Here is a 17,250-nt window from a genome sequence, read left to right on the forward strand (position 1 = left end):
ACAATTACAACACCAAGAGATCGCTTCCCATGACCCCTGAGCACATCGAGCGCATCAGCAATCACCCCGACTTCCAGCAGCTGATCCAGCGCAAACGCCGCCTCAACGGCTCGCTGACCCTGATCATGCTGGCTGCCTACTACGGCTTCGTCCTGCTGGTGGCGTTCGCCCCCGGCCTCCTCGGTCAGTCGCTGAGCGGCGGCGTGACCAGTGTCGGCATGCTGGTCGGGGTGCTGATGGTGCTGTTGTCCTTCGCCCTTACCGGCATCTACATGCACCGCGCCAACAGCGTGATCGACCCGCTCAACGACAAGGTCAAGCAGGAGTTCGCCCAATGAACTGGACTGCCATCTCGATGTTCATGGTGTTCGTCTGCTTCACCTTGCTGGTGACCCGCTGGGCCGCCTTGCGCACCCGCTCGGCCAGCGACTTCTACACTGCCGGCGGTGGCCTGACCGGCATGCAGAATGGCTTGGCGATCGCCGGCGACATGATCAGCGCTGCGTCCTTCCTGGGCATCTCGGCGATGATGTTCATGAACGGCTACGACGGCCTGCTGTATGCCCTGGGGGTGCTGGCCGGCTGGCCGATTATCCTGTTCCTGATCGCCGAACGCCTGCGCAACCTAGGCAAGTACACCTTCGCCGACGTGGTTTCCTACCGCCTGGCGCAAACCCCGGTGCGCCTCACCTCGGCATTCGGCACCCTGGCGGTGGCCTTGATGTACCTGGTCGCGCAAATGGTCGGCGCCGGCAAGCTGATCGAACTGCTGTTTGGCATCAGCTACCTGTATGCGGTGGTCCTGGTCGGTGTGCTGATGGTGCTCTACGTGACCTTCGGCGGCATGCTGGCAACCACCTGGGTGCAGATCATCAAGGCGGTGATGCTGCTGTCGGGCACGACCTTCATGGCGTTCATGGTGCTCAAGCACTTTGGCTTCAGCACCGAGGCGATGTTTGCAAGCGCCGTGTCGGTGCATGCCAAGGGCCAGGCGATCATGGCCCCGGGCGGCTTGCTGTCCAACCCGATCGATGCGATTTCCCTAGGCTTGGGGATGATGTTCGGCACCGCCGGCCTGCCGCATATCCTGATGCGCTTCTTTACCGTCAGCGATGCCAAGGAAGCACGCAAGAGCGTGTTCTACGCCACCGGCTTCATCGGCTACTTCTACCTGCTGCTGATCGTCATCGGCTTCGGTGCCATCGTCATGGTCGGCACCGAGCCGTCTTATCGCGATACCAGCGGCGCAATCATCGGCGGTGGCAACATGATCGCCGTGCACCTGGCCCAAGCAGTAGGCGGCAACTTGTTCCTCGGCTTCATCTCAGCCGTGGCGTTCGCCACCATCCTGGCGGTGGTTGCAGGTCTGGCGTTGTCTGGCGCCTCGGCAGTCTCCCACGACCTTTACGCCTGTGTAATGCGCAAAGGCCAGGCCAGCGAGCAGGACGAAATGCGCGTGTCGCGCCTGGCGACATTGGTTATCGGCGTATTGGCGATCATTCTCGGCCTGATGTTCGAGTCGCAGAACATTGCCTTCCTCTCCGGCCTGGTGCTGGCGGTAGCGGCCTCGGTCAACTTCCCGGTGCTGCTGCTCTCGATGTTCTGGAAGGGCCTGACCACCCGGGGGGCGGTGTGCGGCAGCATGGCCGGGCTGATTTCGGCGATCGTGCTGGTGGTGCTCGGCCCGGCGGTGTGGGTCAACGTCCTGCACAACCAGCAAGCGCTGTTCCCCTACAGCAACCCGGCGTTGTTCTCCATGAGCCTGGCGTTCTTCAGCGCCTGGGCGTTCTCGGTCACCGACGGCTCTGAACGCGCCGCGCAGGAGCGTGGGCGCTACCTGGGCCAGTTCATCCGCTCCATGACCGGTATTGGCGCGGTTGGCGCCAGCAAACACTAAACCTTGAACTTCGAATGTCGGGTACAACAATAATGAACCACACTCGCTTCAAGTCGCTGGCCTGGCTGGCCAGTCTGGCCCTGCCCTCGCCCGCCATGGCGGATTTGATCGCAGACAGCCACGCACGTATCGAGCTGCGCAACCACTACATCAACCGCGATTTTCGCCAAGCCAACGCCCCCCAGTCCAAGGCTGAGGAATGGGGCCAAGGCTTCACCGCGCGCTTCGAATCGGGCTTCAGCGAAGGCCCGCTGGGGGTTGGCATCGACGCCATGGGACAGCTGGGGATCAAGCTCGACTCCAGCCGTGATCGGCGCAACACCGGCCTGCTGCCGTATGGGCCGAACAGCCACGAGCCGGTCGACAATTACAGCGAGCTTGGCCTGACCGGCAAGCTGCGGGTGTCCAAGAGCACCCTGCGCCTGGGCACCCTGCAGCCGATCCTGCCGGTGGTGGTGTACAACGACACCCGCCTGCTGTCATCGACCTTCCAAGGTGGCTTGCTGACCAGCCAGGAAATCGACGGGCTGACGGTCAATGCCGGGCGTCTGACCGAGGCCAACCTGCGTGACTCGTCCGGGCGTGACGATATTGGCTATGGCGCAGCGCAGAGCGATCATTTCGACTTTGCCGGTGGCAGCTACGCACTCACCCCGCAGACCAGCCTGAGCTACTACTATGCCAAGCTCGATGAGATCTACCGTCAGCAGTATGTCGGCCTGCTGCATACCCAAGCGCTGGGCGAAGGCCTGAGCCTGCGCAGCGACCTGCGCTACTTCGATAGCCGCGGTGACGGCGCCGAGCGCGCCGGGCGCATCGACAACCGCAACTTCAACGCCATGTTCACCCTCGGGGTGCGCGCGCATAAATTCACCGCGACCTGGCAGCAGATGTCCGGCGACAGCGCCTTCCCGTTCCTCAATGGCGGCGACCCCTACACCGTCAACCTGGTCACCTACAACACCTTCACCCGCGCCGGGATCGACTCCTGGCAGCTGCGCTACGACTACGACTTCGTCGCCTTGGGCATCCCCGGCCTGAGCTTCATGACCCGTTACACCGACGGCCGCCACGCTGAAACCGCAACCCTCAGCAATGGCCGCGAGCGCGAACGCGACACCGACCTTACCTACGTCATCCAGAGCGGCCCGTTCAAGGACGTCAGCCTGCGTTGGCGCAACGTCACGTTCCGCTCCGGCAACGGCCTGACCAGCAAGCTGGACGAGAACCGCCTGATCATCGGCTACACCCTGGCGCTGTGGTAACCGCGCCCCTGTCCATCACAACCGCTTGGAGAACAGTATGTCTGACGCCCCTACCCTGCAGAGCTTCATCGCTGGCCGCTGGATCGGCCAGCACGGCGCCCAGGCCCTGCGTAGCGCCCTGGACGGCCACATCCTGGCCTACAGCCATGAAGAGCGTCCTGATTTCGCCGAGGCTGTGGCATTTGCTCGCAGCCAGGGCCTGGCCCAGTTGCTGGCCATGGATTTCCAGCAGCGCGCTGCGCGCCTCAAGGCACTGGCCCTGTACCTGGCCGAACGCAAGGAACAGCTCTACGCCCTGTCCCATCACAGCGGCGCGACCCGCGCCGACAGCTGGATCGACATCGAAGGCGGCAATGCCACGCTGTTTTCCTATGCTGGCATCGGCAGCCGCGAGTTGCCTTCGGGCAATCTGCTGCACGAAGGCCCGGCCATCGCACTGGGCAAGCAAGGGCACTTTGCCGGCAGCCATATCCTGGTGCCGCGTGCCGGCGTGGTGGTGCACATCAACGCCTTCAACTTCCCCATCTGGGGCATGCTGGAGAAATTTGCCCCGACCTTCCTCGCGGGCATGCCGTGCATCGTCAAACCGGCCACCTCGACCAGCTACCTGACCGAGGCGGTGGTGCGGCTGATGAACGAGTCTGGCCTGCTGCCCACTGGCAGCCTGCAGCTGGTGATCGGCAGTACCGGTGACCTGCTCGACCGCCTGCAAGGCCAGGATGTGGTGACCTTCACCGGGTCTGCCGACACCGCGGCCAAGCTGCGGGTAAACCCCAACCTGATCCGCCATTCGGTACCGTTCACCGCCGAGGCCGACTCGCTCAACTGCGCCATTCTCGGCCCGGACGTGACTCCGGACGACGAAGAGTTCGAGCTGTACATCAAGGAGGTGGTGCGCGAGATGACCACCAAGGCCGGGCAGAAATGCACCGCCATCCGCCGCGCCATCGTCCCGGCCAAGTACCTCGATGCGGTCGCTACTCGCCTGCGCGAGCGCCTGGCCAAGGTGGTGGTGGGCGATCCCTCGGTGGAAGGCGTGCGCATGGGCGCGCTGGCCTCGCATGATCAACAGCGCGACGTCAGCGAGCGCGTGCGCAGCCTGCTCACCAGCTGCGACCAGCTGTTCGGCGCCAGCGATGGCTTCGCGCCGGTCGGTGACGGTGTGGCTGAAGGGGCCTTCTTCGCGCCAACGCTGCTGCACGCGCGCGACCCGCATGGCGAAGGCGGCGCGCACGACATCGAGGCGTTTGGCCCGGTCAGCACGCTGATGACCTACCACGACCTGGACGAAGCCTTGGCACTGGCCGCACGGGGTAAAGGCAGCCTGGTCGCGAGCCTGATCACTGGCGACCGCGCGGTCGCCGCCAAAGCAATTCCGCTGGCGGCGGCCTGGCATGGCCGGCTGCTGGTGCTGGATCGTGAAGCGGCCAAGGAGTCGACCGGGCATGGATCGCCCCTGCCCCAGCTCAAGCACGGCGGCCCAGGGCGGGCCGGGGGTGGTGAGGAGCTGGGCGGCCTGCGAGCGGTCAAGCATTACCTGCAACGCGCGGCCGTGCAGGGCTCGCCGAGCATGCTCAGTGCGGTGACGGGCGAGTATGTGCGCGGCGCCGAGGTGATCGAGACCCAAGTGCATCCGTTCCGCCGCTATTTCGACGAGCTGCAAATCGGCGAATCGCTGCTGACCCATCGACGCACGGTGACCGAGGCCGACCTGGTCAACTTCGGTTGCCTGTCGGGCGATCACTTCTACATGCACTTCGACGAGATTGCCGCCAAGCAGTCGCAGTTCGGCAAACGGATCGCCCACGGCTACTTCGTGCTGTCGGCTGCCGCCGGGCTGTTCGTCTCGCCTGGCGAGGGGCCAGTGTTGGCCAACTATGGGTTGGATACCTTGCGTTTCATCAACCCGGTTGGGATTGGCGACACCATTCAGGCGCGGCTGACCTGCAAGCGCAAGATCGACCAGGGCAAGAGCAGCCCGCTGGGGCAGCCGCAAGGCGTGGTGGCGTGGGATGTCGAGGTGACCAACCAGCTGGGTGAGTTGGTGGCAAGCTATGACATCCTGACCTTGGTGCTCAAGCGGGCGGGTTGATGCGGGTCAGTCTCGCGTGAATGTCCTAGCCTCTTCGCGGGCAAGCCCGCGCCTACACGATCAGCGCAACACCCGTGGGAGCGGGCTTGCCCGCGAAGAGGCCATAACTGACACCCCGCTCAATAGCGGCACTACGCCATGTCGTACATCTGCCCTAATCCCAGCGCCCCGTCCTCGGCGTTATAGTCCGGCCACTCACCCGCTATCCATGCGCCGTCCCCGCGGCGCCAGGTCGGCGTGTGGCCGAATAATCAGAACAACGCCAAGGAAGCACCCCATGAAGCCCCGTCATCCCTTGCTCAAGCCAATCCTGACCCTCGCAGCATTGGCCACCCTGGCTGGCTGCCAGACCGTCAAACCCACCGAAGACACCCTCAAGCAGCGTTCCGAAATCGCCCTCGGCGTGCCGGTGACCAAGGTCTCCAACGTGCGCAACGACAGCACCCTGACCTACTTCACCGCCACCACCGCCAAAGGCGAGTACGACTGCCAGATGCCGAGCGGCGCGATCGTTGCCGTCGCTGGCATGGGCCTGTACGACCCGACGCCGTCGTGCCTCAAGGAAGGCCAGCCGCTGATTCTGCGCTGAGCGACACTGTCCGCGTTTCCCCTTCAGCCCCGACGCCGGTCTAACCCACCGGCGTTGCTGGCTCCTCCCGCAAAGCCCGTAGGGCTGCACGCAGTTCGGCCGGACGTACCGGCTTGGACAAAATAGCGATATTCCGGTCATGTACTGCCGCCTGAATCCGTTCAATGTCGTGCCCGGTCATGATCAAGGCCGGCACTTGCCTGCCGCGTTGTGCGCGCAGGCTGTCGATGCAATCCAGCCCGGTGGCCTCTGGCCCCAGGTCGTAATCGGCGACGATCACATCACAGTCACTGCTCAGGCCCTTGGCCGAGCTTTCTGCCTGCACCTGGCAACCCCAGCGCCCGAGCAAGGCCGAGGTGGCCTGCAATACGTTGTGGTCATCTTCCACCAGGCACACCCGCAGCCCGGTCAGCAGGCCCGCCTGCAAGGCTGGGTCGACGCCGCTATGCGCCGCCCGCGGCGCTACCCGCGCCAGCCCCTGCAGAGTCACGCTGGTACCATGGCCCGGACGCGAACGCAGGCTGACGCGCAGATCCATCAGCTGGGCCAAGCGCTTGACGATGGCCAGGCCCAGGCCAACCCCTTCGACATCCTTGTCGCGCATTTCGCGAATCCGGTAGAACTCCTCGAACACCTTGTCTTGATGTTCGGCGGCAATGCCGCGGCCTTGGTCATGAATCTCGATCTGCAAGTGATCGCCGCGCTGGCGTACGCCAATCAGCAGCGGCCGCTGTGCGGCATACTTGAAACTGTTGGACAGCACGTTCTGCACCATGGTGGCGAGCATGCCTGGGTCAGCCAAGGTCCAGTGCCGACCGGCGCGCAAACGCATCTCCACCCCCGCCCAGCGCGCAGCTTCGGCGTTCTGGCGCAGCAACTCGCGCAAGAATGGCTGCACAGCGAAGGTTTCGTACTTGGGTTGCACCCGGCCGTTGTCGAGTGTGTACAGGTCGAGAATCGAGCGAAACAGCTGGGAGACGTTGAGCAAGGAGCGATCGATATTGTCCACCAGGCGCCGTTCTTGCTCACCCAACTGCCCTTCGCGCAGGCAGGCGGTGAACAAGCCGATGGAATGGATGGGCTGGCGCAGGTCGTGGCTAGCCTGGGCAAGGAACCGCGATTTCTCGCGGGTGGCGAGCATGGCCAGTTCCGAGGCCTTGCGCGTGCGCTCCAGCAGCAGGTGGGCATAGATCGGGATCAGTGTGCTGGTGGTCAGCAGCATCAACACCATGAACGGCTGCTGCTGCCAATACGGCGTGATCTGGTACACCACCAGCAACGCCGCCAGCGCCAGCACCGTGGCGATGGCCAGGTAGCGCGAGCCGAAGCGCATGCCGTTGCCCAGGTTCACCCAGACCATCACCGCATACAGCGGCAAGGCCGCCTCGCCGCCGACCACCAGGCCAAAACAGGTGCCGGTATAGTCATGCACCATGCCCAGCACGCGCCGCCACGGGTAATGCCCAGGCCAATGGGCGATGGCCTGGCGAAAGCCGATCGATACCAGCAGGAACGCTGCGATGTAGTACAACACCGGCAGGTAGGTCTGGTACGTGCGCCCCGGCAGAAAGCCGAGCAACCCCATGTAGACCAGCGCGCAGGTCGCGACGATGATGCGCAGGTTGGCCTGGTCCAGTTCGTTATTCTTGTCAAAGTCCATTGCAAGCATCCTTGTGCGCCAGTCGACATCCGCGCCATGCGCGCCAGGAAGGCTGCGCAGGCAGGTGCTAAATTAGCATGACCCGGACAACGGGCGTTTTCAGGAGCGACAAGACGTGAGCTGCCGCATCATCGTCGCGGACGACCATCCGCTATTCAGGGAAGCCATGGTCCGTACCGTGCAACGGATATTACCGCAGGCTTGCCTGGAGGAAGCGGGCAACCTCGGCCAAGTGCTGGAGCTGATCGATCACGGCGATACGCCGGATACGCTGATTCTCGACCTGCGTTTCCCCGGCCTGACCTGCCTTGAGCGGTTGGCTGCGCTGCGCAAGCAGTTGCGCCGCACCTCGCTGATCATTGTCTCGATGGTCGATGAACCGGAGCTGATCAGCCAGGTGATGGCCGCCGGCGCCGACGGCTTCATCGGCAAGAGCATCACCCCCGAGGAGCTCGGCGCGGCGATCCTGGCCATCCGTGAAGGTGAAGTCGTGGTCAAGTACCAGCCTTCTGGCCTGCTGCCCGCGCTGGGCGCAGAAAGCGAAGTCGAACAGCTCACCCAGCGCCAGCAGGACGTGCTGCGCCTGATCGCCCAAGGCAAGACCAACAAGGAAATCGCCCGCGAGTTGGATATCTCGCCGTTCACCGTGCGCATTCATGTGTCCTCGCTGTTGCGCACGCTGAATGTCTCGTCGCGTACAGCCGCTGCGGTCAAGTACACCGGCACCTGATGCCGCTGGTCGGGCACGTGTGACTGGCCATGGAGCATTGAGGGTGCTGAGCGGTTCTCAATTGCTGAGGGGCTTTCAGATTTAGGTCCGTTTTGCGGCCCTTCGCGGGCGAGCCCGCTGCCACAGGTACCGCGCTGTTCTCTGGGTAAGCGCTGTACCTGTGGCAGCGGGCTTGTCGGGCAGCAAAGCGGACCCAAAGGAGGTGTTATGAACAAGACTCTGAACATGGGCGGCGGCAATGTCGAGGACGACTGGCCAGAACTGCAACCTGATCGGCGCAACGACCGCGCTGATGATCCCGATGCCGATCCGAACCTCACCGATGAGGAAGAAAATCGCCCCGGCGTGCCGGCTAGCGATCCTGAGTCCGGTGCATGAGCTGAAAATGACTGGGGCCGCAATCAGCGGCCCCAGGGTCAAGCAATAGGCGAAGTGGCCTGGGCATCGTCGCCGCTGGAGGCCTCGACCGGGGTCGGCCTACTGCCCGACAGGCGCCAGTTCACCTCACTGATTCCATAGCGTTCAGCCATGGGCCGGCTGACCTTGCGAATCTTCTCCCGCCCAAACTTGGGAATGATGCCAATACCGGCATCGCAACTGGCCCAATGCCAAGCCTCGGCATTGTCCATCCGCTCCAGGCGAATAATGAAGCTACGCGGCTCGCCATGCAGCCGGTAGTCGATGATGTACAGCTGTGGGTTTGGCATCTGTGGGGCCCTCCTCTTCTCCATGGATGACAAGCCAATGGATCAGGGATTTACGTGAAAATTCAAAAGATTGTCGAACAACGTGAATGAACGGTCAGGTGGCAAAAAGCCGCCCCCTTAACTGCCGGCCGGATCGAGCTGTAAAAACAGGCAATAGCCGCCCAATAGCACCCAAAACACCAGAAACAACCACGGCGCGCGAATCGAGAACATCAGCGACTTGCGATAGCCGCGGTGGCTCGATTCGGTCTCGCAGAACAGCGGCCAGTCGTCATAGGCCATACCTACGCTGGGCTCACTGCGCAACAGCTGGCTCTGCTTGAAGTGCCAGTGATCGATGATGCCGTAGGCGGCGCGAATGCCTGGCCAGGCGTTGAGCGAACTGAGCGCGCCCAACAGTGCAAGAAACGGTGGCACGATCAAGGTGAATTGCCCGCCCCATTTCTGGTTGAGATTGGCCATGCACGAGATGAAGGCAATCACCAGAAACGACTGCGCCGCCAGAAAGGCGTCGGTGCGGTTGGCCAGGATCGTGGTCTCGTACTGGATCTCGCGTCGATAGAACTCCAGCCGTTCGCGCGGGCTTTCGAACAGCAGGCCTTGTTCTGGCGGGTGCAGATCCTCGCTGTTGACCGAAGTGATAATGCGTCGTGACATGCAATCCTCTCAAGGGTGAACGCTGAGCACTGCGTCTGCTGCCTCACCGGGCACCATGATCACCTTGCGGCAGCGTTCTTGTTGTTCATCGAACATCTCATAGCCGCGGATCGCGTCTTCCAGGGCGATGCGGTGGGTGACGATGGCTTCCGGGTTCAGGCGGCCGGCTTCGATATGTTCGAGCAGCTCCGGCAAGTAGCGCTGTACATGGGTCTGCCCCATGCGGAAGGTCAGGCCTTTGTCGAAGGCGTCGCCAAACAAGAAACCGTGGATAAAACCGGCGTAGACGCCAGGCACGCTGACCACGCCGCCGCGACGAACGGCTGCCATGCTCTGGCGCAACGCCTTGCCACTGCTGCCTTCAAGTTTGAGCGCGGTGAGCACCGACTCGGTGGTACTGCCTTTGGCTTCAAAACCCACGGCATCGATAACCGCGTCAACACCGCGCATGCCGCGGGTCTGGCGAATGATGGTGTCGGCCGGATCATCATCGTGGGAAAAGTCGATAGGGATCACGCCATAGGCATCACGGGCGTAGTCGAGGCGATAACCACACTCATCGACCATGAAGATCTGTTCAACCCCCAGCATCCGCGCGCAAGCCGCCGACAGCAGCCCAACCGGGCCTGCGCCGAAGATCGCCAGAGATGCGCCTTGGCCGACCTCGGCATTGAGCACCGCCTGCCAGGCAGTGGGCAAAATGTCCGAGAGAAACAGCACCTTGTCGTCCGCCAGGTGACCCGGCACCTTGAACGGCCCGACATTGGCCTTGGGCACGCGCACGTAATCAGCTTGGCCGCCAGGGATGCCACCGTACAGGTGGCTGTAACCAAACAGCGCCGCACCCGGTGGGATGGCCTTTTTGTTGAGGATGGCGCCGCGACCGGTGTTGGTGGTTTCGCATGCGGCAAACAGCTCGTGCTGGCAGAAAAAACAGCTACCGCAGGCAATCACGAACGGGATCACCACCCGATCGCCCGGGCTGACCGCGGTGACGTCGCTGCCTACTTCTTCGACGATGCCCATGAATTCATGGCCAAGGATGTCGCCAGACTCGACCGCTGGAATCTTGCCGCGGTACAGATGCAAGTCCGAGCCACAGATGGCCGTGGCGGTCACTCGCAGCACGATATCGTCATTTGCCTGAATCACTGGATCAGGCACGGTATCGACCCGTACGTCGCCAGCACCGTGGTAGGTCAATGCGCGCATGATCAGGTCTCCTTGGCACGAATTGTTCTCGTCATTAACTCCGAGCCTCGTGGCTGCCCTCGCGCTCAATCGCGGTCGCGTCTAACTGACGAGCGGCTCAGGCATGTACGCTCCATTGGCTGTCGTGATCCTCGATAGGCCGCTCATCGATGGCATGGATCATGCCGCTGGCCAATGCTTCGGCGGGCCCGAGGATGCGCGGATAAGCCATCAGGTAACGCTGTACATCGAGCGCTTCGGCCGCGCCCTGGGTACGCTCGGCGACAATCTCGGCGTACAGGCGCAGGTCGTAGTCCAGGCTCATGGCATATTCGGCCATGCGCGCGTGGTCGACCGAGCCATGCAACGTCCAATGAAACGGATGGAACAAGAATTTGCTCAGCGCGCAGGCCGTGCGATGGGCGCCAGCAAGGAAGATGATGTTGCCCATCGACTCCACCGTGCCCAGGTTGTGGGTATGCACCGGTACCGGCAGCGAGCGCAGGAAGTTGTACAAGGTAAAGCCATAGCTGCACTCGCCGCCCATGGTGGCGATGTTGAGCTGCAGTACCTCAGGACTCTGCTGGAGGATGCGCGAGCAGGTATTGATCAGGTTGCCGCAGGTGCTTGAGTTGATCGGGCCGGTGAAGTGAACGATATGCCTGGCCATGCGTGCCTCCAGAGTCGGCGGGTCTTGCCCGGATGGGCGAACGCTCAATCGGATGTGTCCTTGGCGGATGCTTGATCGCCCTGCTCGCCCATGCGCTGGTACTGCTTGCGTAAGGCATGCAGCTGGGCGGGGTCCATGTCTTCCAGATCCAGCAGGGCCTTGTGCGCCTTGCGTGTGGTGCGCAGCAGTTCGTCGATCTTCACGTGCAACTCGTCGCTCTCGCGGTTCTGGGTGTTCTGGATCAGGAACACCATCAAGAAGGTGATGATGGTGGTCGAAGTGTTGATCACCAGCTGCCAGGTGTCGTTGAAGTCGAACAGTGGGCCGCTGATCCCCCAGATCAAGATCATCAACAAGGCGATGGCGAACGTAACCGGGCGTCCCGTGCAGTTGGCCAGCCATTGGGCGAAGCGATCGAACTTCATCGGCGTGTCCTCCAATGTCAGGCGAGCGATGAAACTCATTGCCCACCTTTGGTGGAATCGTCCGGCGCGGCAAAGTTCAACTCATGCACACCTGCAAGCCCGGGCCATTCGTCAAATCCTGCTGAACCCTGGGCGATGGGCAAAGGTCGCAACTCAAGGATCGCCTGATTCCCGTTCCAGGATTGAAGGAGGCAGTGTGAGCGAGATCCGTATCGGTATTTCAGGCTGGCGTTATGGCCCCTGGCGCAAAGATTTCTACCCCGAAGGGCTGCCCCAGGACAGCGAACTGGCGTTCGCCTCGCGGGCAGTCAACAGCATCGAGATCAATGGCTCGTTCTACAGCCTGCAAACGCCAGAGCGCTATCTTCATTGGGCTGAGCAAACCCCGCAGGACTTCGTGTTTTCGGTCAAGGGGCCGCGCTACATCACCCATATGCGCAGGCTTAAAGACATCGAACAGCCGCTGGCCAACTTTTTCGCCTCCGGCCCCTTACTGCTGGGCGACAAACTCGGGCCGATCCTTTGGCAGTTTCCACCGAACATGCACTATGACGAGGAGCGTTTCAGCCAGTTTCTCGAGCTGTTGCCGTTCGACCGCAAGGCCGCCCGGCGCTGTGCCCAGCATTGCGCCGAGCGCTTGCTGGGCAATGGCGGTAGCCAAGTCAAGGGAGACGCGCCGTTGCGCCATGCCGTCGAGATCCGCCACGAGAGCTTTCTCTGTGAGTCGTTCATCAAGCTGCTGCGCGCCCACAATGTCGCGTTGGTGGTCGCCGACAGTGCCGGCAAATGGCCCTACGTCGAAGACCTGACCGCCGATTTCGTCTATATGCGCTTGCATGGCGATGTCGAGCTGTACAGCAGCGGCTATACCTCGCGCGCCCTACGCCGCTGGCGCATGCGCGTCGAAGCCTGGAGCCAGGGTGAGCAGCCGGCAGATGCCCAGCTGATCAGCGCGCACGCGCCGCGCAAACGGCGGTCGCGAGATGTCTACTGCTATTTCGATAACGACCAGAAGGTCCATGCGCCCTATGACGCCCGCCGCCTGCTGGCCAAGCTCAATCTCGATGGTGAGCTGGTGACCGAGCCCGGAGTGGAACCGGAGGTTGAACTGTGAACTCAACGCTTACCGACCCGCGCCAGATCATCGACAGCGAGACAGCGGTGCATCGGCTCAATGTACTGACGATCAACGTGCACAAGGGCTTCACCTTCTTCAATCGGCGTTTCATCCTGCCTGAGTTGCGCGAAGCGGTTCGGGCCACGGGGGCTGACCTGGTGTTCTTGCAGGAGGTGCATGGCAGCCACGAGCGGCATGCCGAGCGCCATGCCGCCTGGCCGCAGACCCCGCAGTACGAATTTCTTGCCGACAGCATGTGGCCGCAGTTCGCCTATGGGCGCAATGCGGTGTATCCCGACGGTGACCACGGCAACGCGCTGCTGTCGAAGTTTCCCATCAGCGAATACCACAACCTGGATGTGAGCATTGCCGGCAACGAGCAGCGCGGTTTGTTGCATTGCCGCCTGCAAGTGCCTGGGCATGAGCAGGTGCATGCCATCTGCGTGCATTTGGGCTTGCGCGAAGCCCATCGCCAGCGCCAGGTACGTTTGCTGTTGGAGTTTCTTGACAGCCTGCCAGCCAAGGCGCCGGTGATCGTCGCCGGAGACTTCAATGACTGGCGGCTCAAGGCCGATGCGCTGCTATCGGAGCGGCTGGTGGAGGCGTTCGGCGAGCACTTTGGCACGCCCGCCCGCAGCTTTCCGGCACGCCTGCCGCTACTCCGGCTGGACCGCATCTACCTGCGTAACGCCATGCCCTGCAAAGCCCAGGTGTTGGCCAAATACCCGTGGTCGCACTTGTCTGACCATGCGCCCTTGGTTGCGGAGGTGAGCCTGTGAAAACCCCTTGGACAGACGGCAACAGCGTACAGCTGCTGATCAATGGCGAGGAGTACTACCCACGCGTGTTCGAGGCCATGGCCCAGGCGCGTGAAGAGATTCTGCTGGAAACCTTCATCATCTTCGAGGACAAGGTCGGCCAGCAGTTGCAGCAAGTCCTGATCGACGCTGCCAAGCGCGGCGTGCGGGTCGAAGTGGCGGTCGACGGCTACGGCACAGCGGACCTGACCGATCAGTTCATCGCGGCCATGACCGAGGCGGGGGTCAGTTTTCACGCTTTCGATCCGCAGCCGCGGCTGGTCGGGATGCGCACCAACCTGTTTCGTCGCTTGCACCGCAAGATCGTCGTGGTCGACGGCGAGCGGGCGTTTATTGGCGGAATCAACTACTGCCTCGACCACTTGGGCGAATTCGGGCCGATGGCCAAGCAGGATTACGCCGTAGAAGTCACAGGGCCGGTGGTGGCCCAGGTACACGCGTCCAGTCGACGGCTGCTGGCACCCGTCTTGGAACCGCCAAGCCAGGTGCGGCCAGTCACAGCGCCTACCGGCAACGCCAGTGCGGTATTGGTGGAGCGCGACAACAACCGCCACCGTACCGACATCGAGCAGCAGTACCTGCAGGTATTTCGCCAGGCCCAGCGGCGGATTGTAGTGGCCAATGCCTACTTCTTCCCCGGCTATCGCTTACTGCGAGAACTGCGCAATGCCGCCCGCCGCGGGGTCGAGGTGACCTTGATCCTGCAAGGGCAACCGGACATGCGCTGGGTCCGGGCGCTGTCCCGGCTGCTCTACAACTACCTGCTGCGCGATAACGTGCGCATTCACGAGTACTGCCAGCGGCCGCTGCACGGCAAGGTTGCGCTGGTCGACGAGGAGTGGTCGACGGTCGGCTCGAGCAACCTCGACCCGTTGAGTCTATCGCTCAACCTGGAGGCCAATCTGCTGATTCGCGATCGCGCCTTCAACCAGATGCTCTACCAGCACCTCCACGAGCTGGCCATGCAGCAATGCAAGGCGGTCACCCTGGAGCGGATGATTCGCGGCTATTGGTGGCGAGCGCCGTTGATTTTCATGGGTTTCCACCTGACCCGCTGGTTCCCCCGCGTCGCCGGCTGGTTCCCGGCCCATCGCCAGCGCCTGCAATCGCTGCAACCGGACACTGATAGCCACGCCAACTTTCACGAGGGTAAGACCTGATGCAGACCAAGCGCTGGCATACCTGGGCCAAACGGCTGTTCACCGTGGCGATCCTGATCCTGATTCCTGTGCTGTTGTATACCCTGGCGCGCAATCTGGACTGGAACGAGGTGCGCCAATCGTTGCTCGCCTATAAACCCAGTACCCTGGTGATCGGCCTGGTGCTGGCGTTATGCAGCTATCTGGTATTTGCCAGCTACGATCTGCTCGGCCGGGCCTACACGGGTCACCCGTTGCCGGCGCGCCAGGTATTACCGGTGGCGTTCGTCTGCTATGCCTTCAACCTCAATTTCACCACCTGGGTGGGTGGGGTCGCCCTGCGTTATCGGCTGTATGGCCGGCTAGGGCTGGATACCGCGACCATCACCAAGATCCTTACCCTGGGTCTGCTGACCAACTGGATGGGCTACATGCTGCTCGCTGGCGTGGTGTTCGCTTCCCGGCAGGTCAAGCTGCCGGACAGCTGGGCCGTAGGCGTTACCGGGCTGCAGCTGATCGGTTTTCTGCTGTTGGCTATCGTTACCGGATACCTGCTGGCCTGCGCCTTTGCCAAGCGGCGTACCTGGCAGTGGCGTGAGCATGAGATCACCCTGCCCTCGTTGCGCCTGGCGCTGTGTCAGGTAGCACTGGGGGCCAGCAACTGGGCCTTGATGGCAGCGCTGATTCATTGGCTGTTGCCGCATGAGCTGTTCTACCCCTCGGTGCTGGGTATTTTGCTGATCAGCTGTGTGGCCGGTGTAGTGGCGCACATTCCGGCGGGCCTGGGAGTGCTCGAGGCGGTGTTCCTCGCCCTGCTCCATGGGCAGTTGGGCCAGGGTACGCTGGTGGCGGCGCTGCTTGGCTATCGCACCTTGTACTACTTGATTCCGCTACTGCTGGCGGTGGTCGCCTATCTGGTCCTGGAAAAGCGCGCCAGGGCCATGCGCCAGCAGGGCAAGGCGACATTGCGCAAGACCTGAACAAGGGCCGACGGCCCAGGAGGTTAGCCATGCGTGTCCCTGTTCTACTGTTGGTGCTGGCAAGCTTGACCAGTACCCAGGTGCTGGCCGAGGCCTGCGATGTGATCACGCGTTCGTCCAGCGAGGCGGTCACGCCGGTGGACCGACATACCTGCTACAGCTACAGCAACATGCCTGCCGAGGCGATCAACTGGTCATGCAGCAATGAAAGCAAGGACATGCTCAGCACCGAGAAGCATAAGGTCGCCCGCTGCGCCGATGGCAGCGTTGGCAGCTGCATCGCGCCGTTGACCCAGGAATCACTGGCCAATCCGAAAGCCGCCGGCAGTGACCAACCCTCGACCCGGCCAGCCCTGTCCAAGGATGCGCGGGTGATCACCTACTACTACGACACCCCAAGCCTGGGGCAGGCGCGTAACGATTGTGAGCGGAACAATGGTATCTGGCAGACTCACTGACCGGTGAGATGGCTGTTGGGGCCGCGCTGCGGCCCTTCGCGGGCGAGCCCGCTTCCACAGGGACGGCGGCGAGCCAAGATAGCGTCGTATCAGAAAGATACCTATTTTGAAGTCCACGCCGTCCCTGTGGAAGCGGGCTCGCCCGCGAAGGGCCGCAGCGCGGCCCCAAAAACTTAGGTCTGCTCAGATGGATCAGGCTTGCCGCAGGAACAACCACCCATCCGGCACCGTTCACCATTACGATGCCCTGTGGCACAGGCTTCACAGCAATAGGCCTTGCCTCCTTGCTGCACAGCATTGGCGTCTACCGGGCAATTGCAGTGCGGGCAGGCGCAGCGTTGATCGTTCATGGTCAGCTCCTTTTCTCTTCATCGTGCGAATCAACCGGCGAAACCTCATCGGTCCAAGGCTCGCCGTCCAGCGGTGCTGAGCGGGCCAGCTCTGCTTCATCCAGGCCAATCCCACCACCAATCTCATTGGCCTCGACTTCGCGCAGAGTTTGATCAGCCGGGCCATCGCCGTCTCCCAGTTCATCGGCATCGCGGGCACCGGTCTGGTCATACAAGGTGTCGGGGCTCAGATCGTCGAGGGTGACGTTGTCCTCGTGCAGGCTGTCGCTCAGGGCCTCACCGCCGGTCATGCCACTCTCGGCAACCCGCCGCGCTGGGTATTGGTGGTCCACTTCGCGTTCCGGACGCTCATCGCCAATGCGTCCCTGGCGCTGGTCCTTGCGCTCGTCGAAATCCAGTTCGTGGACGCTGCCCATACGGTCCTCGGTGTCGTCGATCTCGACCTGAGGGCGGTTTTTCCGATCATCTGGCTGGGCCATCTTGGTTCTCCGGCAAAGGGTTCACT

The 17,250-nt window shown here is 62.5% G+C and carries 19 protein-coding genes and 1 pseudogene; 12 read left to right on the forward strand and 8 right to left on the reverse strand.

Going from position 1 to position 17,250, the window contains the following annotated elements; translation table 11 throughout:
- The first annotated feature begins 29 nt into the window (after positions 1–29).
- The 5 genes and pseudogenes from ACI2JX_RS16085 (at position 30) to ACI2JX_RS16105 (ending at position 5,843) form a co-directional block, all read left to right on the forward strand.
- Positions 30–338 (forward strand): DUF485 domain-containing protein, encoded by a 309-nt coding sequence (locus ACI2JX_RS16085; RefSeq protein WP_186554477.1) that lies wholly within the window; start codon positions 30–32, stop codon positions 336–338.
- A pseudogene (locus ACI2JX_RS16090) lies at positions 329–1,897 on the forward strand (cation acetate symporter); the annotation flags it as partial. The gene ACI2JX_RS16085 and the pseudogene ACI2JX_RS16090, both read left to right, overlap by 10 nt.
- 32 nt (positions 1,898–1,929) lie before the next feature.
- Positions 1,930–3,162 carry an OprD family porin gene (locus ACI2JX_RS16095; protein WP_264232859.1) on the forward strand — a complete coding sequence of 411 codons (1,233 nt, stop codon included), beginning with the start codon at positions 1,930–1,932 and terminating at the stop codon, positions 3,160–3,162.
- Between the two features lie 37 nt (positions 3,163–3,199).
- A complete protein-coding gene (paaZ, locus tag ACI2JX_RS16100) occupies positions 3,200–5,254 on the forward strand; it encodes a phenylacetic acid degradation bifunctional protein PaaZ (RefSeq protein WP_404690477.1) in 2,055 nt (684 codons plus the stop codon).
- A gap of 277 nt (positions 5,255–5,531) precedes the next feature.
- Positions 5,532–5,843, forward strand: a complete 312-nt coding sequence (locus ACI2JX_RS16105) for a hypothetical protein (protein WP_264232857.1) — start codon at positions 5,532–5,534, stop codon at positions 5,841–5,843.
- Positions 5,844–5,883: 40 nt separating this feature from the next.
- On the opposite strand, the gene ACI2JX_RS16110 is transcribed toward ACI2JX_RS16105, so the two are convergent.
- The gene (locus ACI2JX_RS16110) at positions 5,884–7,503 is read right to left on the reverse strand and encodes a hybrid sensor histidine kinase/response regulator (protein WP_404690478.1); all 1,620 of its coding nucleotides are present in this window, start codon (positions 7,501–7,503) and stop codon (positions 5,884–5,886) included.
- Between the two features lie 115 nt (positions 7,504–7,618).
- Here ACI2JX_RS16110 and ACI2JX_RS16115 point away from each other — a divergent pair, with 115 nt between their 5' ends.
- Both ACI2JX_RS16115 and ACI2JX_RS16120 read left to right on the forward strand, forming a co-directional pair.
- Positions 7,619–8,233 carry a response regulator transcription factor gene (locus ACI2JX_RS16115; protein ID WP_186554471.1) on the forward strand — a complete coding sequence of 205 codons (615 nt, stop codon included), beginning with the start codon at positions 7,619–7,621 and terminating at the stop codon, positions 8,231–8,233.
- 207 nt (positions 8,234–8,440) lie between these two features.
- Positions 8,441–8,611 carry a hypothetical protein gene (locus ACI2JX_RS16120; RefSeq protein WP_404690479.1) on the forward strand — a complete coding sequence of 57 codons (171 nt, stop codon included), beginning with the start codon at positions 8,441–8,443 and terminating at the stop codon, positions 8,609–8,611.
- A 38-nt stretch (positions 8,612–8,649) separates the two neighbouring features.
- Here ACI2JX_RS16120 and ACI2JX_RS16125 read toward each other — a convergent pair whose 3' ends face one another.
- The 5 genes from ACI2JX_RS16125 to ACI2JX_RS16145 form a co-directional block, all read right to left on the reverse strand.
- Positions 8,650–8,940 carry a DUF6555 family protein gene (locus ACI2JX_RS16125; protein ID WP_186554470.1) on the reverse strand — a complete coding sequence of 97 codons (291 nt, stop codon included), beginning with the start codon at positions 8,938–8,940 and terminating at the stop codon, positions 8,650–8,652.
- Positions 8,941–9,057: 117 nt separating this feature from the next.
- Positions 9,058–9,597 carry a hypothetical protein gene (locus ACI2JX_RS16130; RefSeq protein WP_264232854.1) on the reverse strand — a complete coding sequence of 180 codons (540 nt, stop codon included), beginning with the start codon at positions 9,595–9,597 and terminating at the stop codon, positions 9,058–9,060.
- A 9-nt stretch (positions 9,598–9,606) separates the two neighbouring features.
- Positions 9,607–10,809: a zinc-dependent alcohol dehydrogenase gene (locus tag ACI2JX_RS16135; RefSeq protein WP_264232852.1), complete on the reverse strand. Its 1,203-nt coding sequence runs from the start codon at positions 10,807–10,809 to the stop codon at positions 9,607–9,609.
- Between the two features lie 97 nt (positions 10,810–10,906).
- A complete protein-coding gene (locus ACI2JX_RS16140) occupies positions 10,907–11,458 on the reverse strand; it encodes an ATP-dependent Clp protease proteolytic subunit (RefSeq protein ID WP_264232851.1) in 552 nt (183 codons plus the stop codon).
- 44 nt (positions 11,459–11,502) lie between these two features.
- Complete coding sequence (locus ACI2JX_RS16145) at positions 11,503–11,883, reverse strand: low affinity iron permease family protein (RefSeq protein WP_264233075.1); 381 nt, start codon at positions 11,881–11,883, stop codon at positions 11,503–11,505.
- Between the two features lie 196 nt (positions 11,884–12,079).
- On the opposite strand from ACI2JX_RS16145, the gene ACI2JX_RS16150 reads away from it, so the two are divergent.
- From ACI2JX_RS16150 to ACI2JX_RS16170, 5 genes are read left to right on the forward strand one after another with little or no spacing between them, the layout of a single operon-like run.
- Positions 12,080–12,997 (forward strand): DUF72 domain-containing protein, encoded by a 918-nt coding sequence (locus ACI2JX_RS16150; protein ID WP_264232849.1) that lies wholly within the window; start codon positions 12,080–12,082, stop codon positions 12,995–12,997.
- Complete coding sequence (locus tag ACI2JX_RS16155) at positions 12,994–13,779, forward strand: endonuclease/exonuclease/phosphatase family protein (protein ID WP_264232847.1); 786 nt, start codon at positions 12,994–12,996, stop codon at positions 13,777–13,779. Before ACI2JX_RS16150 ends, ACI2JX_RS16155 begins: the two co-directional genes overlap by 4 nt.
- Positions 13,776–14,978: a cardiolipin synthase ClsB gene (gene clsB, locus ACI2JX_RS16160; protein WP_404690480.1), complete on the forward strand. Its 1,203-nt coding sequence runs from the start codon at positions 13,776–13,778 to the stop codon at positions 14,976–14,978. Before ACI2JX_RS16155 ends, clsB begins: the two co-directional genes overlap by 4 nt.
- Positions 14,978–15,937, forward strand: coding sequence for a lysylphosphatidylglycerol synthase domain-containing protein (locus tag ACI2JX_RS16165; RefSeq protein ID WP_404690481.1), 960 nt, complete (start codon positions 14,978–14,980; stop codon positions 15,935–15,937). Before clsB ends, ACI2JX_RS16165 begins: the two co-directional genes overlap by 1 nt.
- 29 nt (positions 15,938–15,966) lie before the next feature.
- On the forward strand, positions 15,967–16,395 hold the full coding sequence (locus ACI2JX_RS16170; protein ID WP_264232841.1) for a hypothetical protein: 429 nt from the start codon (positions 15,967–15,969) through the stop codon (positions 16,393–16,395).
- 173 nt (positions 16,396–16,568) lie between these two features.
- On the opposite strand, the gene ACI2JX_RS16175 is transcribed toward ACI2JX_RS16170, so the two are convergent.
- On the reverse strand, positions 16,569–16,745 hold the full coding sequence (locus ACI2JX_RS16175; protein ID WP_264232840.1) for a metallothionein: 177 nt from the start codon (positions 16,743–16,745) through the stop codon (positions 16,569–16,571).
- Between the two features lie 2 nt (positions 16,746–16,747).
- Positions 16,748–17,224, reverse strand: coding sequence for a phosphotransferase system, HPr-related protein (locus tag ACI2JX_RS16180; protein WP_404690482.1), 477 nt, complete (start codon positions 17,222–17,224; stop codon positions 16,748–16,750).
- Positions 17,225–17,250 lie beyond the last annotated feature (26 nt).

Source organism: Pseudomonas sp. NPDC088890 (genome assembly GCF_044900155.1).
Taxonomy (GTDB): Bacteria; Pseudomonadota; Gammaproteobacteria; order Pseudomonadales; family Pseudomonadaceae; genus Aquipseudomonas; species Aquipseudomonas urmiensis.

What these genes read in the sequence shown, in the direction of transcription:
- ACI2JX_RS16085 (WP_186554477.1), top strand. Translation starts at nt 30, where the DNA reads ATGACCCCTGAGCACATCGAGCGCATCAGCAATCACCCCGACTTCCAG.
- ACI2JX_RS16095 (WP_264232859.1), top strand. Translation starts at nt 1,930, where the DNA reads ATGAACCACACTCGCTTCAAGTCGCTGGCCTGGCTGGCCAGTCTGGCC.
- paaZ (WP_404690477.1), top strand. Translation starts at nt 3,200, where the DNA reads ATGTCTGACGCCCCTACCCTGCAGAGCTTCATCGCTGGCCGCTGGATC.
- ACI2JX_RS16105 (WP_264232857.1), top strand. Translation starts at nt 5,532, where the DNA reads ATGAAGCCCCGTCATCCCTTGCTCAAGCCAATCCTGACCCTCGCAGCA.
- ACI2JX_RS16110 (WP_404690478.1), bottom strand. Translation starts at nt 7,503, where the DNA reads ATGGACTTTGACAAGAATAACGAACTGGACCAGGCCAACCTGCGCATC.
- ACI2JX_RS16120 (WP_404690479.1), top strand. Translation starts at nt 8,441, where the DNA reads ATGAACAAGACTCTGAACATGGGCGGCGGCAATGTCGAGGACGACTGG.
- ACI2JX_RS16125 (WP_186554470.1), bottom strand. Translation starts at nt 8,940, where the DNA reads ATGCCAAACCCACAGCTGTACATCATCGACTACCGGCTGCATGGCGAG.
- ACI2JX_RS16130 (WP_264232854.1), bottom strand. Translation starts at nt 9,597, where the DNA reads ATGTCACGACGCATTATCACTTCGGTCAACAGCGAGGATCTGCACCCG.
- ACI2JX_RS16135 (WP_264232852.1), bottom strand. Translation starts at nt 10,809, where the DNA reads ATGCGCGCATTGACCTACCACGGTGCTGGCGACGTACGGGTCGATACC.
- ACI2JX_RS16140 (WP_264232851.1), bottom strand. Translation starts at nt 11,458, where the DNA reads ATGGCCAGGCATATCGTTCACTTCACCGGCCCGATCAACTCAAGCACC.
- ACI2JX_RS16145 (WP_264233075.1), bottom strand. Translation starts at nt 11,883, where the DNA reads ATGAAGTTCGATCGCTTCGCCCAATGGCTGGCCAACTGCACGGGACGC.
- ACI2JX_RS16165 (WP_404690481.1), top strand. Translation starts at nt 14,978, where the DNA reads ATGCAGACCAAGCGCTGGCATACCTGGGCCAAACGGCTGTTCACCGTG.
- ACI2JX_RS16170 (WP_264232841.1), top strand. Translation starts at nt 15,967, where the DNA reads ATGCGTGTCCCTGTTCTACTGTTGGTGCTGGCAAGCTTGACCAGTACC.
- ACI2JX_RS16175 (WP_264232840.1), bottom strand. Translation starts at nt 16,745, where the DNA reads ATGAACGATCAACGCTGCGCCTGCCCGCACTGCAATTGCCCGGTAGAC.
- ACI2JX_RS16180 (WP_404690482.1), bottom strand. Translation starts at nt 17,224, where the DNA reads ATGGCCCAGCCAGATGATCGGAAAAACCGCCCTCAGGTCGAGATCGAC.